The following is a 15,925-nucleotide window of genomic DNA, read 5'->3' on the forward strand; positions in this document are numbered from 1 at the left end:
TTCCATAAAATAAGGAAGCTAACAGTTGTTAGCTTCCTTCTCGTTCATTTCAATTATTTAGTTTGACACTTTTGACTCTTCAATTTTCTCACGAAGAACCATTTGCAGAATACCACCGTGACGGTAGTAATCAATTTCAACTTCACTATCGAAACGAGCTACTACTTCAAATTGTTTTTCGTTGCCATCTAAATCAGTTGCAACTACTTTTACAAGATCACGTGGTCTAACTGATTTGTCGATTTGAATTTCAAATGACTCGTTACCAACAAGACCTAACGTTTCAGCACTTTCGCCATCTTTAAATTGAAGTGGTAATACACCCATTAACACTAAGTTACTGCGGTGAATACGTTCGAAGCTTTCTGCGATTACTGCTTTAATACCTAATAAGTTAGTACCTTTCGCAGCCCAGTCACGAGAACTTCCCATACCATAATCTTTACCAGCAACAACTAGAAGACCTGTGCCATCTTCTTTATATTTCATAGCAGCATCATAGATTGATGTTACTTCACCAGTCGGCCAGTATGTTGTATATCCGCCTTCTGTTCCTGGTGCAATTTGGTTTTTAATACGGATGTTCGCGAATGTACCACGCATCATAACTTCATGGTTACCACGACGAGAACCGTAAGAGTTAAAGTCAACTGGTTGTACGCCGTTTTCTAATAAGTAGCGTCCAGCTGGTGTGTGCTTACCGATTGAACCTGCTGGTGAAATGTGGTCTGTCGTTACAGAGTCACCAAATTTACCAACTACGCGTAAGCCTGATAACGTTTCAACTTCACCTGGCTCTTTAGATAAACCTTCAAAGAATGGTGGGTTTTGAATGTATGTTGAATCATTATCCCAAGTATATAAAGCTTCGTTTGAAGTTTGGATTTCATTCCAACGCTCATTGCTATTAAATACTTGTGCATATTCTTTCTTGAACAGCTCAGATGTAACAACGCTTTGAACTACATCTTCAATTTCTTTAGCTGATGGCCAAATATCGTTGAAGTAAACAGCATTACCATTTGCATCTTTACCGATTTCATCATTTTTCAGGTCAATATCAACAGTACCTGCAAGTGCATATGCCACAACAAGTGGTGGTGATGCTAAGTAGTTCGCTTTTACAAGTGGATGAATACGACCTTCAAAGTTACGGTTACCAGATAAAACAGATGTTACTAATAAGTCGTTTGCTGCGATTGCTTCTTCTAATTCTGGCGCTAATGGACCAGAGTTACCGATACAAGTCGTACAGCCGTAACCAACTGTTTGGAAACCTAATTGGTCTAAATATGTTGTTAAACCTGATTTATCTAAGTACTCAGTAACAACTTTAGATCCTGGTGCTAATGATGTTTTTACGTACTCAGGTACTACAAGTCCTTTTTCAATTGCTTTCTTCGCAACTAGACCTGCTCCAATTAATACGTATGGGTTTGATGTATTTGTACAGCTTGTAATTGCTGCGATTGCAATTGCACCTGTTTTCATCGTTACTTCTTTATCTTCTAATGTAACCTTCACTTCTTTATCGAACTCTTGCTCATTAAATCCAAGTCCTTGTGTTCCAACTGGTGCTACAACAGCTTTGTGGAACGCATCTTTCATATCTGAAAGTGGAATTAAATCTTGTGGGCGTTTCGGTCCAGAAAGGTTAGATTCAATTGTATTTAAATCAATTTCAACAAGATCAGTGTAAATTGGATCTTTGCTGTCTGCTGTATAGAATAAGCCGTTCGCTTTACAGTATTCTTCAACAACGCGAATTTGTTCTTCATCTCTACCTGTTAAACGTAAGTATTCTAATGAAATATCATCGATTGGGAAGAATCCACAAGTTGCGCCATATTCTGGTGCCATGTTTGAAATTGTTGCACGGTCAGCTAAAGGCATGCTCTTTAGTCCATTACCGAAGAACTCAACGAATTTACCAACTACACCTTTTTGACGTAATACTTGTGTTACTTTTAATGCAACGTCAGTTGCTGTAGTACCACTTGGAAGTGTACCAGTTAATTTTACACCGATTACTTCAGGTACTGGGAAGTATGAAGGCTGTCCAAGCATTCCTGCTTCTGCTTCAATACCACCAACGCCCCAACCAAGAACGCCGATACCGTTAATCATTGTTGTATGTGAGTCTGTTCCAACTAATGAATCTGGGTATGCAACTAAGTCACCTTCAGCATTTTTCACCGCGTGAACAACTGGTGCTAAATATTCAAGGTTTACTTGGTGTACAATACCTGTAGCTGGTGGAACTGCGCGGTAGTTATCAAATGATTTTTGTGCCCAGCTTAAAAATTTATAACGTTCTTCATTACGTTTAAACTCTAAGTCCATGTTGAATGCAAGCGCGTCTGCCGTACCCGCTCTATCAACCTGTACAGAGTGATCGATTACAAGGTCTACAGTAATTTCCGGATTAATTTTATCAGGATCCCCACCCATGTCTGCCATTGCTTTACGAAGCGAAGCCAAATCAACAACAGCTGGAACACCAGTGAAATCTTGTAAAATTACACGAGATGGTTTAAATGGAACATCGATATCTTGCACATCTTTCGTTCCCCATTTCGCTAAATTTGTAACATGCTCTTCTGTGATTACACGTCCGTCTACTTGACGAAGTACTGATTCAAGTAAAACTTTCACGGAATATGGTAATTGAGATACGTTGCCAACCCCTGCGTTTTCAAGCGCTTTCAAATCATAATAATGATACGTTTTTCCATCTACTTCAAAAGTTGCGCGTGATTGAAATGGATTATGTTTGACCATTATGTTTCCCCCCTGTTAAACGTGACTAAGTTGTCTGAATATAAAATGTAGACAAACTTTTCAATACCTTACGATAATATCTTATTACAACTTTCTAAATAAGTAAATAATAAGAAACTTATAGATTATCATAAGTTTTCTTTATGTTTCTAAATTTGAATAGTGTTCATGTTCCTTATGAATACTATTACCATAAAGTAAAGTGCTCTATTAGCGCTTTCTTTACAGTTCATACATACTATGAACTGCTCATCATGCAACTTACAAAAAAAGTTATAGAGGTGAAATAAAATGGGTAAAAGAAAAGCAAATCATACTATTTCAGGAATGAATGCGGCATCTGCACAAGGACAAGGTGCTGGTTATAACGAAGAGTTTGCAAATGAAAACTTAACTGCTGCAGAACGACAAAATAATAAGAAACGCAAAAAGAACCAGTAACGAAAAATCCCAAAAGGAGCATTCACCTTTTGGGATTTTTTCTAATGTTTATAACGTAACAATTCCGAAACCGTTACAAATCGATAGCCCTGCTTTTTCAGTTCAGGTAAAATTTTTGCTAGCGCTGCTACTGTTTGACTACGATTATTTCCCCCATCATGTAACAATACAATATCACCACTTTTTGCATTTTTCACTACATGATTTACAATGGATTCAACCCCTGGATTTGCCCAATCACGTGGATCTTGATGCCACGACCATAGAACAGTTTGATAACCAGCTTCTTTCGCTGTTTTAAATACAGCATCGTTAATATATCCACCCGGTGGACGGAATAGCAAAGGTTCTTTCACCCATTTTTCGAAAAATTTCTTTCCATCTAAAATATCATTTTCTAATTTTTCATCTGATGAATTACTCGCATACAAATGATTCATCGTATGATTTCCAATTTCATGTCCCTCTTTTAACACTTGTTTCACTAAATATGGATTACGCTGAACCCGAAATCCAATCATAAAAAATGTCGCTTCTGCTTTATATTGACGTAATAAATTTAAAATTTGTGGTGTATAAGTTGGATCCGGTCCATCATCAAATGTAATAGCAATAATCTTTTCATTATTAGGTACTTCCCATGTTACATAGCCAGTTGGTTCTAGCTCTTTTCTGAGCAACATTTTCGCTTCCACTTTTTCAACTTGAAATATATGTACTGCGCATAATAAAGAAAAAACGAGTAGAAAAATTTTCTGTTTTAGCATAATATTCGTTAAAGTAATGAGGTTGTCGAATACACAACAACCTCATTTACTTTTCTAATTGATCTACATGCTGCATAATATTTTGAAGGTTATTTTCGTATTGCTCAAGTTGTGGGCGTTGTGTTTCTGAAGCTACTTCTAGTGCATTTTGAATTTGTTCATACGCTTCCTGAACCTCTTGGCGTAATTCTTTTAAATCATGACCGTAGTTTGGATCATTTTTTACAATGTTGTTAAATGCATTTTCTGCTTGTGTAACACCTTGCTGAGCTGCTTGGAACGCTTGTTGTTTATCTTTATGATATGGCATTATATAATCCCCTTTCCATAATAGTTAGTCCCATTTATCTTTACCTTTTTTTCTAAAAACATTCTCGTATAAATTTGCAAACTTCTCTCATTCTAAAGAGGAAGAGGAGGTGTCACATACAATGGGAAAAAACAATCGTGAAGCGAAAGAAAAAAAAGGACAACCTGAACCATTAAGCGGATCTCATAAAGTAAAAAACCGTAACCATTCACGCCAAAAACATCATGCGCATCATGATATGTAAAACAAAAAGTGCACACTAGCTATCTTTTCCACATACAATGTTTATATTTTTCCATTTATTCTTCACCCCTACTTCATTCATGCATAACATAGTATGAATTGAGATTTTACGGAGGGTGTCTTACATGGGCAAGAAAAAGAAGGATTGTCTTTTTCATGTTGATGGTTTCGAAGAATGGATGGATCAATTTTGTTCTGACTCTTGTAGTAACTTTAGTTTCCCAAATCAAATTCATATTGACCTTTGCGAAACGGAACAAGAATACATTTTGGAAACAGATGTACCAAATGTAACTGAACAAAATGTAGTCATTAAAAAGATGAAGACAGGCCTAACCATTTGCATACTTCATAATAATATTTCTTTACAGCGGATCATTCCTTTACCCGATAATATTATTTATAAGAAGATGCTAGCCTGCTTAGAAAATGGATATTTAGCCATTCATATTTCCAAAAATGAAGTTGCTGATAAGCATGAAAAGAAAGTTCTTTTTTTAAATTAAGAGTTAATATAATACACACTAAGCCCCAGTTGGTTACTGGGGCTTATGTTATTTCGCATGCATTTCTATATTAGAATTTCTATCATATCTTTTTTTCGATAAACCTTTTGTAACTAAAAGCACAGGAAATGCCACAGTTGAAAATATAGCTAGTGCTGAAAATATTGCAAACCCATTTTGGTACCCGTAGTAATCGAGAAGTACTCCTCCAAACCACGGACCTATTACTGCTCCAATTCCCGAGAAACCCATCGCACCGAAGTATGTTCCTTTTAGATGCGCAACAGCAATATCATCAATAAATACATCCGTCATTGAAAACATTAAGACTTCTCCAATTGTAAAAATAATTGTACAGACGGCAGCACCTAGCATAGATTCTACTACTCCAAATCCAAACAATCCTCCGCTCACAAATAAAGTTCCAACCATAATGGATGCTAATGGTGTGTATTTTTTGCACATTTGAATAACAGGGTATTGGATAATCACTACAACAATTGCATTTAAAGCGAGCATATATGAGAATAGCTTCACTCCATCCTCAAATATATGTGCATTTGCAAAATATTGAGATACTGTCGTCGTTAAATGTGAAAAACCGCAATTACTCAAAATAATACCGACTAAAGCAACTAAAAATACTATATCTTTTCGCAATATACGCATTGCATTTAACATTGTAACAGGTTTTTCTGTACTCACTTTCTTTTTTTCCATTGGATACTTCTTAAATTGGAACGCTAATATAGCTGTATATAGAATATATACCCCAGCTGCTACTAAAAAAGGAATTGTTGATTTTGCACTTCCAATCTGTAATCCAACAATTGGTCCAATAGCAACTCCAACATTTATTGCACCGTATCGTAAGTTATAGACGAGTAACCGATACTCAGGCTTTGTTAAATCTGATAATAATGCTCTTGATGTTGGCTCAAAAAACGACCTACATAATCCATTTAAAGCGTTTAATAAAAAGAAACTTAAAACATGATCCGCAAGTGAAAAACCTATAAACACAAAAATCCAAACGATCATGGACCAGAGCATAATCGTTTTCCGGCCAAATCGATCTGATAAATTCCCTCCGATAAAACTAGCAAAAACACCAACAAGTGCACTCGTTCCGATAATAGCACCAGTCATTCCAGCTGATACACCTTTAACAGTCGTTAAATAAATCGCTAAAAAAGGGATACTCATTGAAGTTGCAAACCTAGCAAACAATGTCCCTAAAATAATACTCATTCCAAGCGGATGAATATGCTGTAACTTCCCCTTCATCGTTAAACCTACTCTCTCTATTTTCACAAAAAAAGAAAGCAAAGGATCTGCTTTCTTTTCCTTTTTCTATACTTGAGCTGTTGATACCCGAGTTGTTCTCGTTATGTCCATATCAATTCCATATGTGAACTGTAATTCTTTACACACATCTTTAATTAAGATTGCGACATTATACTTTTCATTAAATTGTAAAACTATGTTTTCTACTTCTTCATATGTATACTTATATTCCCCTGTAATGACACTTTTTAGATCAAAGCATTCGTTAATACAAAGTTGTACAAGTAGCTGGTCATATTTCTCTATTACATCTTCTTTCTTCCAAAGTAACTCTTTTACATATAATCGATCAAACTTCACACTTTCTCGATTACAATCCGTTAAAATCCGGGTCATTTCGTTTAATTCTCGATATAATTCGGAAATATTTCTACTTAAACTAAGCAGTTTATCTACGCCGTTTTCATATAACATATTCATTCCACCCCCGCATTTTCTTTTTCTTATTATAGCAAGAAAATTCTAAAAATAGTTTCTTTCTTCTGAAATATTAGGAAACTAATTTCAATTGCTTTACAATGAAACTAGTTAATGCGAGAGGAGAAAGAAAATTGGAGCACAAATTATATTACACTGACGCTTATAAGCAAGACTTTACTACTAAAATTATAAAGCAAGATTATGATAAAGACGGTAACTTATACGTTGTTTTGAATGAAACAGCATTTTATCCGACAGGTGGCGGACAACCATATGATACTGGTACATTAAATGATATCAATGTAATCAATGTAGAAGAGATAAACGGAGAAATTCGTCATTACATTGCAGAACAATTACATACAGAAGACATAGAAGGTAAAATCAATTGGGAGCGCCGTTTTGATCATATGCAGCAACATGCGGCTCAGCACATTTTATCTGCTGCCTTTTGGGACCATTTTAACATGCCTACAATTGGATTCCATCTTGGTAAAGAAACAGTAACAATTGATTTAGAAACAGAAAATCTTCATGCAGAAACGGTTGAAAAAGCAATACAAATTGCAAACAAAATTGTTTTTCAAAACCATCCAATCCGCATCCAGTGGATGAACTTAGAAGAAGCGAAAACGTTGCCCCTTCGTAAAGAACCGACTATGACAGAAAATATACGCGTTGTTATGATCGAAAACTTTGATTATAACGGCTGTGGCGGAACACACCCGAAACGTACTGGTGAAGTAGGTCCTATTCAAGTTCTTAGCTGGGAACGCAATAAAGGTGGCATACGACTAACGTTTATCGCTGGCTGGCGCACACTTAAATTAATAGGGCAGCAACAACAAATTATGAAGAATGTTTCCAAACAATTAAACAGTAGCGAAACTGATATTCCAACAAAAGTGGCGCAACTGCTTACTTCTCAAAAAGAAAACGAAAAAGCAATACAAACAATGAATGAAAAATTATTATTTGCAGAGGCAAATGAACTACTTCAACACCCTACGGAAATACATGCCGGCATACTTATTTCTAAAGTATTTACAAATCGTTCTATGCAAGAAATCGCAAAGCTTTCCGCTATTATTACAGAACAACAAGAGCAAGCAATTACGTATTTCGTCATCGAAAATGATGACAAACTACAATGTATTCTCGCTTGCGGAAAATCAGTATCACTCGATATGAATGCTCTTTTAAAAGACGCTCTTCCTACAATCGAAGGAAAAGGTGGCGGAAATAAGAAGAGTGCTCGCGGTGGCGGGAAAGCAATTATGAGCGGAGATGAATTTTTAAATCAGCTTGTTTCTTCTTTACAGTCAGCAGTTTAAAACATGTTATGAAGGATAGCGAACGGCTATCCTTCCCCTATATTTACAGACCTATATTTTGTTTCAAACCTTGATAACTCCCTGCATTTACAAAACCTTCACTTATAAGATTGATAAAAGTTTCCGAAAAACCATAATGACTTAAATCTTTAATCGGCACCATTTGCACATCATGAATTGGATTATGATCAAACTCGTTAGAAGGTAGCATAATTTCACCTTCAATCCTTTTAAGCAAAAACGTTATATGTAATAAAGACGGGCGAGCATCTGGTTTATCACAAACATAGAGTAGCTTCTGAATGTTAACTTCTAACCCTGTCTCTTCTCTCATTTCTCGAATCATTGCTTCCTCTAACGTTTCGCCATTCTCTGCTCTTCCTCCAGGTAAAGACCAATTTCGATTAGCCACTTTTTGCTTTACTAGCAATACCTTTTCATCTTCAATTAAAATTCCTGTAACACGAACTTGCATTACATTTTCCATATGCAATCTCCTCTTCCCATTATATTTACAAATTAACCCTTCCATAAAAAGAACATATGTTTTATAATTGAAGAAAATTATGGAAGAAAGTAGTTGTTACATTCATGCGTCCACCTTTAACAAAGTCTATATCAATTGAAGATTTCCAAAACTATTATTGGCTAAAAGCAGAACTCCAAACATTTTGTCGTGAGAATGGGTTGCCAGCTAGTGGCTCTAAGATCGAAATAACCGATTGTATCTCACATTATTTAACTACTGGTAAAATATTAAAAAACAGCTCTGTTCAAAAGGTGAGTAAAGCTTCCCTATCCTATAAAGACCTTTCTCTTCAAACGATTATTACTAACAATCACCGCTGTAGCGAAGATGTTCGTGCTTTTTTCAAAGAAAAAATCGGAACAAACTTCAGCTTTACAGTAGCTCTTCAAAAATTTTTCAAAGAGAATGTTGGAAAAACATATGAAGACGCGATAGCTTTTTGGCATGAAGAAAACGAACGAAAAAAAGACCCTACATACAAAACAACTATCGGTGCACAATTTGAATACAATCGCTTTACTCGTGACTTTTTCGAAGATCCAAATAATAAAGGGAAAGCAAAAGCTGATGCGATTGCTGCTTGGAACGAAATGAAAGCGAAGCCTGGTAGTAATGTTTATGTTCCTCAAAAAGTAGAAAACTAGTTACCTCGCTAGTCTTCTATTTTCTCAAATAATAGCGCCATCCCTATCCCGCCTCCAATTCCTAATGTAGCAATTCCATATTTCATAGACTCTCTTTGAGCCTGATAAAACAAACGTGTTACAAGCATAGCACCAGATGCACCGTACGGATGACCGAGCGCAATTGCTCCACCATTTACATTTACTTTTTCGTACGGAATTTGTAACTCTTTTGCGCAAGCAACAACTTTTGAGGCGAATGCTTCATTTATTTCAAAATAATCGATGTCCTCTACTTTTACATTCATTTCGTTTAATAATTTGTTCACCGCAAATATCGGACCAGTCCCTGGAAGCTTGGGATCCACTCCCACTACAGCACTACGAACGAAACGAAGGACAGGTTTATAACCTAACTTTCGAGCTTGTCCCTCTTCCATTACAAGAACAGCACATGCCCCATCATTTACACCACATGAATTACCTGCCGTCACTGTTCCATTTTGTAAAAATACGGGCTTTGTTCTTTTAATGATTCGTTCATAATTCATTTCTGGCTTTATAGATTCATCTAATAATCCATTAAAAGAAAATATTTCATCATGTATATATCCTTTTTCTAACGCTTGCAGTGTCCGCTTATAACTAAGACAAGCATACTCGTCTTGCATTTCTCTCGTTATATTATAACGCTCCGCAACATATTCAGCCGCTACTCCCATGTCAGGATCACCAATTGTTTCAGGTGAAAATCGTGCTCTTTTTTGAAAAGGTGACGTACTTGTACTCTCTACTCCCCCGGCGATATAACACTTACCTGCCCCGCCTTGAATGAGATGACACGCAGTTCGAATTGCTTCTAAACCAGCACCACATTGCCGATCAATCGTTACACCAGGAATATGATAGCCAAGTCCCGCCTCTAAAGCAGATAGTCTCGCAACATTCCCTCCTGGCCCAACAACATTACCTAATATGACATCATCTATTTCCCTCTCAATCCCTTTACTTAAAAACGTAAGAAGCGGCGTTGTTAATTGCTGAACTTCATACTCTTTTAACATCCCATTCTTCTTACCAATAGGTGTTCTTTTCGCCTCTACAATGACTGCTCTATTCATATATTTTCTCCCGGTTTTCAATCATACTTTTTGCTTCCATACGAGCGATTTTCCCACTATTTGTATAAGGTATTCCATCTACAAAATGCCATTCTTTCGGTATTTTAAAAGAGGATAATCTCTGTAAGCAAAAACTCTTTAATTGTTGTTTCGTAGCACTTCCTTTTACGATCGCGACGGGCTTTTCACCCCAGTAACTATCTTTTACACCAATTACAACTATTTCATCAACAGCTGGGTGTTCATGTAATACACTTTCTATTTCTTCTGGATAAATATTGATTCCTCCAAATAAAATCATATTCTTCTCTCTACCAACAATATATATAAAGCCTTCTTCATCTTCATAGCCTACATCTCGCACTGTCATCCAACCTTCTGCATTCAACTCCCGTGTTAAAACCCCATCTATTATGTATCCCATAAAAAACTGATCACTTTTCACATAAACAGTTCCTATTTCACCTTTTTGTACTTCTTCGCCTGCTTCATTACATATTCGAACTTGCACATTATGACAAGGTTTTCCTACTGAATTTGGCCTTCTTTCGCTTTCTGCATCGACTAGTGCTGTTACAAAACTTAACTCTGATGCACCATAAAATTCATATCTTTTCGCATAAGGAAATATATTCTTTATTTTTTCTTTCGCTTCAGCTTCCCATTTCGCTCCTGATGAAATAATTTTCATTTTATTTTCTATTAATCTATTTTCTTTATATAAAGATTCAAGCATTGTCGGAACTGTATACATAACCGATATATTTTCAGTTTCTAACTTATCTAATACTTGATTCGGAATGAACTTTCTCATAATGTGCACTGTTTGTCCTACATATAATGCACTTATTGCCCCGTATAAGAAAAGAGAATGAACGAGCGTCCCAGCTATTAAAATTGAATCCTCCCTTTTCATATGAAAGTCATGTACATTACAATCAAAACTATGAACCCACGATTGCTGTGCACGTAAAAATGCTTTTGCTGTTCCTGTTGATCCTGATGTAAATCCCATATAAAAAGGAGCATGTTGTACACTTTCTACAGTGGAATATGTAGGAAGATATTTCTCTATCATTCTTTTCCACTCATCAATTTCAATTACTCTTCCTTCTTCATCCAATAGATCATTCACCTTATATCGTTCTGTCACAATCATATCCGGATTACTAATTTCAATTCTTTCTCTGAGCTCATCTTGTTTCCACTTTATATCTAACGGAACACAAACCCACCCGGCCATAGCGGCACCAGAAAATAGTTGTAAAAACTCTATACGATTTTCTAATAGGATTGCTATCGTTTTATTCTTCGATTTTTTTTCATTTAACCAGCTTGCTACTTTACAAACTGATTCAAACCACTCTTTATATGTTAAAACTCTATCATTTTCCTTTATCGCTATTTTATTTGGTTGTAAAGAGGCATGCTTTTTATATTCTTTTGTAATCCCCATATGAGACGTCCTTTCTTTACAATAATAATAAAAAGAAACACGCAATTAACGTGTTTCTTCCCTTTATCATCCCGCATTTGTATATTTTCCATTCTTTAAAGCGGGCGTAATAATATGTTTCAATGAACGATGTAATTTTGTTACGAGAACTGCCGCAATAATTGCTTTTATACAATCCCCTGGTAAAAACACAGCACTCACTTTCATTGTCTCCCATACAGAAACATCCATTAAGAACGCTTGTACAGTAATACCAAATACATAAACTACGAAAATACCACCAATTATATTAATACATAATACTTTTATAATAGAAACTTCACGTAAACGCTCAATTAAATAACCAATAACAAACGCCCCAATGATGTAACCAAGTAAATATCCTGCACTTGGTCCAACAAATACACCAAGGCCACCGCGTCCACCAGCAAGCAATGGTGCTCCAACTCCTACAATAAGTAAGAAAATAAGCTGACTTAACGCACCTAGACGTGATCCTAACAACCCACCCGCAAGCATAACACCGAGTGATTGCAATGTAATTGGAACTGGTGTAATAGAAAGAGCAATCGGAGGTATTAACCCTAACACTCCCATAATAGAACTGAATAAAGCGACAAAAACTAAGTTTTTTGTATTCATATTTGCTTCTCCTATTTGTAAACTTAAAATTTATTTTAGGTAACATATCATAAAAATCATATTATCTTTCCATTCTTCTTTTGTCAACCATTAATGTATTAGAGTTTACAAATAGAAGTTCACTTATTTCTCTCTATGCAAATGCTCCAGTTCTTTCCGAAGCGCCTGTTTTAAAAACTTCCCAACAGATGTTTTCGGTATTTCTTCCATAAAGACAATATCGTCTGGCAACCACCACTTCGCAAACTGTGGTTTTAAAAACTCATATATTTCTTCTTTTGTAACCGTACTATTTTTCTTTTGAACAACGCAGGCAATTGGTCGCTCTTGCCACTGAGGGTGAGGAACTGCAACGACAGCCGCTTCAAATATAGCATCATGTGCCATTAAAGCATTTTCAAGATCGACCGAAGAAATCCATTCTCCCCCGCTTTTAATAACATCCTTCGTACGGTCAACAATTTTCACGCAACCTTCCTCATCCACTGTGACAACATCACCAGTATATAACCATCCATCGCTAAAACCTTCGACAGTACGATCATCGTTATAATAGCTTTCAGCGATCCAAGGTGCTCGTAAACATAGTTCTCCCATCTCCGTACCGTCCCACTTCACTTCACCATTTGTACCGACTACTTTCATCTCTACACCAGGGACAAGATACCCTTGCTTTGATCTAATTTCTAATTGCTCTTCATACGATAATTCTGTTTCATAACTTTTTAAACGTGCAAGTGTTACGAGTGGGCTTGTTTCGGTCATACCATATGCATGGATGAAAGGAACATTGTGTTTCTGTTCAAATGCTTTAATAACACTTTTCGGTGCGGCTGCACCACCACATAGTATTCTCGTCATACTAGATAAATCATAACTATTATTTTCTAACTCTTGTAATACACCGAGCCAAATTGTCGGCACACCGGCAGCTAACGTCACTTTTTCAGATTGGATCATTTCTAATAAAATTTTCGGCGTAAACATCGGTCCTGGAAGAACTTGTTTTGATCCAAACCAAGTAGCAGCGAAAGGAAGTCCCCAAGCATTCACATGGAACATCGGTACAATTGCCATCGCCGCGTCACTTTCCGATAAAGCAGCTGTATCCGCTAAACCGAGTGCCATGCAATGCAGTACAGTACTACGATGCGTATATACAACACCTTTCGGATTTCCTGTAGTCGCTGACGTATAACACATACCAGCTGGTGTATTTTCATCAATATCTTTTACAAATTGGAAATTGGGATCGCCTTCTTCTAATAGCTTTTCATAATGATATACAGGCTTCAGCGTAGTGTTTGGGAGTTCATCTTTATCAGTCATAATAATGTAAGCTTGTACAGTTGATAATTGTGATTGAATATTTTCAACAAGCGGTACGAGATCTTCATCTATAAGTAGAATTCGGTCTTCTGCGTGCTGAATAATGTATGAAATATGTTGAGGAGATAAACGAATATTAATTGTGTGTAAAACGGAAGCAATACCAGGAATAGCAAAATACGCCTCCACATGTCGATGATGATTCCACGCTAACGTTCCTACACGTTCGCCTTCCTTAATCCCAAGCTTTTTTAACGCACTAGAAAGTCTTCTCGTCCTTTCTCCTAGCTGCTTATACGTTAATGTCGTAATGGTATCATGTGTACGAGAAACAATTTCTTTCTTTGAGAATAACTTTTCTGCTCTTTCCATCATAGAACTAATTGTTAGCGGTACATTCATCATCATATTGGTTATATCCCCCTTTAAAGCGTTTTCATTTTTTCGTTTATTATAACAGACTTCCGCAAATGATTACGACATTTTTCTGTATTTTCTGAATTATTTCTTTGGAAATAATTCAGAAAATACCAAGTGAAAACATATTAAAATTCTTTCTTACAATATATAAATACCGAAATAACAAAAGAAAAGATATATATGATAACACCAAATATTGTATATAGCATTGAAACGTATACAGATGAATTTAAATTTGATATTGGAAATTGTTCTATTAGATAACCAATAACACTTTGTAATCCAAAATAAGTAACAAGCCCCCCGCATGCGCCTCCAATTGTAATAGCATCAGATTTTTCTGCTCCAAAAACATAGAGAAGTGGATAGGCTATTGCTCCGGCATTAAGAATGATGAACGTCCCTAAAGAAACACTCTTAAATATATCATCATCAATTGGTATATCTGATACTAAACCATGTACATAAAATATGCCATACGATAATAAAGTACCAATAATTACAACTAAAAAATAGAAAAGGTAGTGACTTTGTACAATGTTATTTCTAATAACCGGTAAAGTAAGTACATATTTTTCATAACCCGACTTACTCTCATACTTAATAACTTCAAGTGCAGGAATCGCAGCAAATAAGATAATGAATGTAGCAATTAAACGGTACATTGAAGCATTACCAAAATAAAAAACAAATCCCGATCCTAATATCGCCATTCCCATGAACATAAAGAAAGTTCGATACACTAGATAGTAGTTTGTCAATAATAAACCTTTCATTTATTTTTCACTCCTTGTTAATAAAACACTTATTTCTTCTAGTGAAATGGTTCTATGAGCAATCCCATTTGGTAGTTTATGCACATCTGATACAAGTACATTGAAATAAGAACCATTATTCCTTTTCACCACAACTATATCTTTGTTGATTAAAGTTAGTTGTTCCTCATCAACATCTACAATGGCATAATTGTCCAAAACTTTATCCTTTTCTTCATTCAATAAAATTTCTCCATCTTTTATCACAATAAGGTGACTAGCTATTTTTTCTACATCACTCATAATATGTGAAGAAAGTAATATACCACCGTTACTTTTATTCACAAAACTTTTTAATTCCTCTAATACCTCCTCCCTAGATGAAGGATCAAGACCTCCCGTCGCTTCATCTAGGATTAACAATTTGGCATTATGCGACAATGCAACAGCTATAGATAGTTTCATCGACATTCCACGGGAAAACCTACCTACTTTTTGATTAGTAGGTAAAGAGAAAGAATGAACTAATCGGTAAAAATTTTCTCTGTCCCAAGATTCAAACATCTTTTCAAAAACCTTATTTAGTTGTTTTATTGTAAGATGAGCCGGGAGATTCATAGCATCAAATACGACTCCAATCTTCTCCTTATTCTTGGCATCTTTATTTATATTTTCTTCACCAAATATTTTCACTGTACCACTATCTTTAGAAATTAATTCTAGTACTGTTTTAAATGTTGTTGATTTACCTGCCCCATTGTCACCAATGAATCCCACTATTGACCCTGATGGCACATTGAATGTAACATCTTTTAAAACAATTTTGTTTCCAAATGATTTACTTAAATTTTTAATTTCTAGAATGTTTGACATCATTTCACTCCTATCTTAACTTTTCATA

Annotated in this window: 17 protein-coding genes; 5 read left to right on the forward strand and 12 right to left on the reverse strand. The window is 35.7% G+C overall.

Annotated features, from left to right (window positions below):
- Positions 1-57: 57 nt before the first annotated feature.
- Entirely contained in the window at positions 58-2,781 is a 2,724-nt protein-coding gene (gene acnA / locus V7S45_RS17695; RefSeq protein WP_000238564.1) for an aconitate hydratase AcnA, read from the reverse strand.
- A gap of 291 nt (positions 2,782-3,072) precedes the next feature.
- Here acnA and sspO point away from each other — a divergent pair, with 291 nt between their 5' ends.
- The gene (gene sspO / locus V7S45_RS17700) at positions 3,073-3,222 is read left to right on the forward strand and encodes an acid-soluble spore protein SspO (protein ID WP_000518051.1); all 150 of its coding nucleotides are present in this window, start codon (positions 3,073-3,075) and stop codon (positions 3,220-3,222) included.
- Between the two features lie 41 nt (positions 3,223-3,263).
- Here the strand turns inward: sspO and pdaB are convergent, their stop codons facing one another.
- Positions 3,264-3,989: a polysaccharide deacetylase family sporulation protein PdaB gene (gene pdaB, locus V7S45_RS17705; RefSeq protein WP_002041622.1), complete on the reverse strand. Its 726-nt coding sequence runs from the start codon at positions 3,987-3,989 to the stop codon at positions 3,264-3,266.
- Between the two features lie 46 nt (positions 3,990-4,035).
- Entirely contained in the window at positions 4,036-4,299 is a 264-nt protein-coding gene (locus V7S45_RS17710; RefSeq protein WP_001146294.1) for a hypothetical protein, read from the reverse strand.
- 121 nt (positions 4,300-4,420) lie between these two features.
- Between V7S45_RS17710 and V7S45_RS17715 the strand changes: the two genes are divergently transcribed.
- On the forward strand, positions 4,421-4,543 hold the full coding sequence (locus V7S45_RS17715) for a small acid-soluble spore protein P (protein ID WP_000517649.1): 123 nt from the start codon (positions 4,421-4,423) through the stop codon (positions 4,541-4,543).
- Positions 4,544-4,667: 124 nt separating this feature from the next.
- Entirely contained in the window at positions 4,668-5,048 is a 381-nt protein-coding gene (locus V7S45_RS17720; protein ID WP_000516747.1) for an Hsp20 family protein, read from the forward strand.
- 48 nt (positions 5,049-5,096) lie between these two features.
- Here V7S45_RS17720 and V7S45_RS17725 read toward each other — a convergent pair whose 3' ends face one another.
- Together V7S45_RS17725 and V7S45_RS17730 are read right to left on the reverse strand one after the other, a co-directional pair.
- On the reverse strand, positions 5,097-6,335 hold the full coding sequence (locus V7S45_RS17725; protein WP_000676811.1) for an MFS transporter: 1,239 nt from the start codon (positions 6,333-6,335) through the stop codon (positions 5,097-5,099).
- A 66-nt stretch (positions 6,336-6,401) separates the two neighbouring features.
- Positions 6,402-6,809 (reverse strand): hypothetical protein, encoded by a 408-nt coding sequence (locus V7S45_RS17730; protein ID WP_000965149.1) that lies wholly within the window; start codon positions 6,807-6,809, stop codon positions 6,402-6,404.
- A gap of 137 nt (positions 6,810-6,946) precedes the next feature.
- Here V7S45_RS17730 and V7S45_RS17735 point away from each other — a divergent pair, with 137 nt between their 5' ends.
- Positions 6,947-8,149 (forward strand): serine-tRNA(Ala) deacylase AlaX, encoded by a 1,203-nt coding sequence (locus V7S45_RS17735; protein WP_000400368.1) that lies wholly within the window; start codon positions 6,947-6,949, stop codon positions 8,147-8,149.
- 43 nt (positions 8,150-8,192) lie between these two features.
- Here the strand turns inward: V7S45_RS17735 and V7S45_RS17740 are convergent, their stop codons facing one another.
- On the reverse strand, positions 8,193-8,636 hold the full coding sequence (locus V7S45_RS17740; protein ID WP_000432568.1) for an NUDIX hydrolase: 444 nt from the start codon (positions 8,634-8,636) through the stop codon (positions 8,193-8,195).
- Between the two features lie 104 nt (positions 8,637-8,740).
- Here V7S45_RS17740 and V7S45_RS17745 point away from each other — a divergent pair, with 104 nt between their 5' ends.
- Entirely contained in the window at positions 8,741-9,322 is a 582-nt protein-coding gene (locus V7S45_RS17745) for a DUF6434 domain-containing protein (protein ID WP_001247728.1), read from the forward strand.
- Between the two features lie 8 nt (positions 9,323-9,330).
- Here V7S45_RS17745 and V7S45_RS17750 read toward each other — a convergent pair whose 3' ends face one another.
- The 6 genes from V7S45_RS17750 to V7S45_RS17775 form a co-directional block, all read right to left on the reverse strand.
- Complete coding sequence (locus V7S45_RS17750) at positions 9,331-10,422, reverse strand: acetyl-CoA C-acyltransferase (protein ID WP_342761446.1); 1,092 nt, start codon at positions 10,420-10,422, stop codon at positions 9,331-9,333.
- On the reverse strand, positions 10,415-11,878 hold the full coding sequence (locus tag V7S45_RS17755) for an acyl-CoA synthetase (RefSeq protein WP_061457596.1): 1,464 nt from the start codon (positions 11,876-11,878) through the stop codon (positions 10,415-10,417). Before V7S45_RS17755 ends, V7S45_RS17750 begins: the two co-directional genes overlap by 8 nt.
- Before the next feature lie 66 nt (positions 11,879-11,944).
- A complete protein-coding gene (locus V7S45_RS17760; RefSeq protein WP_001093334.1) occupies positions 11,945-12,520 on the reverse strand; it encodes a biotin transporter BioY in 576 nt (191 codons plus the stop codon).
- A gap of 123 nt (positions 12,521-12,643) precedes the next feature.
- Entirely contained in the window at positions 12,644-14,257 is a 1,614-nt protein-coding gene (locus tag V7S45_RS17765; protein ID WP_342761447.1) for a long-chain fatty acid--CoA ligase, read from the reverse strand.
- A 137-nt stretch (positions 14,258-14,394) separates the two neighbouring features.
- Positions 14,395-15,045, reverse strand: a complete 651-nt coding sequence (locus tag V7S45_RS17770) for an ABC-2 transporter permease (RefSeq protein WP_342761448.1) — start codon at positions 15,043-15,045, stop codon at positions 14,395-14,397.
- Complete coding sequence (locus V7S45_RS17775; RefSeq protein ID WP_000065397.1) at positions 15,046-15,897, reverse strand: ABC transporter ATP-binding protein; 852 nt, start codon at positions 15,895-15,897, stop codon at positions 15,046-15,048.
- Between the last annotated feature and the right edge of the window lie 28 nt (positions 15,898-15,925).

Origin of the sequence: Bacillus sp. BR3(2024) (genome assembly GCF_039134555.1) — a bacterium.
GTDB lineage: Bacteria > Bacillota > Bacilli > Bacillales > Bacillaceae_G > Bacillus_A > Bacillus_A cereus.

Coding starts and splice junctions, on each gene's coding strand:
- V7S45_RS17710 (WP_001146294.1), bottom strand. CDS start 4,299: ATGCCATATCATAAAGATAAACAACAAGCGTTCCAAGCAGCTCAGCAA.
- pdaB (WP_002041622.1), bottom strand. CDS start 3,989: ATGCTAAAACAGAAAATTTTTCTACTCGTTTTTTCTTTATTATGCGCA.
- V7S45_RS17760 (WP_001093334.1), bottom strand. CDS start 12,520: ATGAATACAAAAAACTTAGTTTTTGTCGCTTTATTCAGTTCTATTATG.
- V7S45_RS17725 (WP_000676811.1), bottom strand. CDS start 6,335: ATGAAGGGGAAGTTACAGCATATTCATCCGCTTGGAATGAGTATTATT.
- V7S45_RS17740 (WP_000432568.1), bottom strand. CDS start 8,636: ATGGAAAATGTAATGCAAGTTCGTGTTACAGGAATTTTAATTGAAGAT.
- V7S45_RS17745 (WP_001247728.1), top strand. CDS start 8,741: ATGCGTCCACCTTTAACAAAGTCTATATCAATTGAAGATTTCCAAAAC.
- V7S45_RS17765 (WP_342761447.1), bottom strand. CDS start 14,257: ATGATGATGAATGTACCGCTAACAATTAGTTCTATGATGGAAAGAGCA.
- V7S45_RS17730 (WP_000965149.1), bottom strand. CDS start 6,809: ATGTTATATGAAAACGGCGTAGATAAACTGCTTAGTTTAAGTAGAAAT.
- V7S45_RS17775 (WP_000065397.1), bottom strand. CDS start 15,897: ATGTCAAACATTCTAGAAATTAAAAATTTAAGTAAATCATTTGGAAAC.
- V7S45_RS17715 (WP_000517649.1), top strand. CDS start 4,421: ATGGGAAAAAACAATCGTGAAGCGAAAGAAAAAAAAGGACAACCTGAA.
- V7S45_RS17755 (WP_061457596.1), bottom strand. CDS start 11,878: ATGGGGATTACAAAAGAATATAAAAAGCATGCCTCTTTACAACCAAAT.
- V7S45_RS17720 (WP_000516747.1), top strand. CDS start 4,668: ATGGGCAAGAAAAAGAAGGATTGTCTTTTTCATGTTGATGGTTTCGAA.
- acnA (WP_000238564.1), bottom strand. CDS start 2,781: ATGGTCAAACATAATCCATTTCAATCACGCGCAACTTTTGAAGTAGAT.
- V7S45_RS17770 (WP_342761448.1), bottom strand. CDS start 15,045: ATGAAAGGTTTATTATTGACAAACTACTATCTAGTGTATCGAACTTTC.
- V7S45_RS17750 (WP_342761446.1), bottom strand. CDS start 10,422: ATGAATAGAGCAGTCATTGTAGAGGCGAAAAGAACACCTATTGGTAAG.
- sspO (WP_000518051.1), top strand. CDS start 3,073: ATGGGTAAAAGAAAAGCAAATCATACTATTTCAGGAATGAATGCGGCA.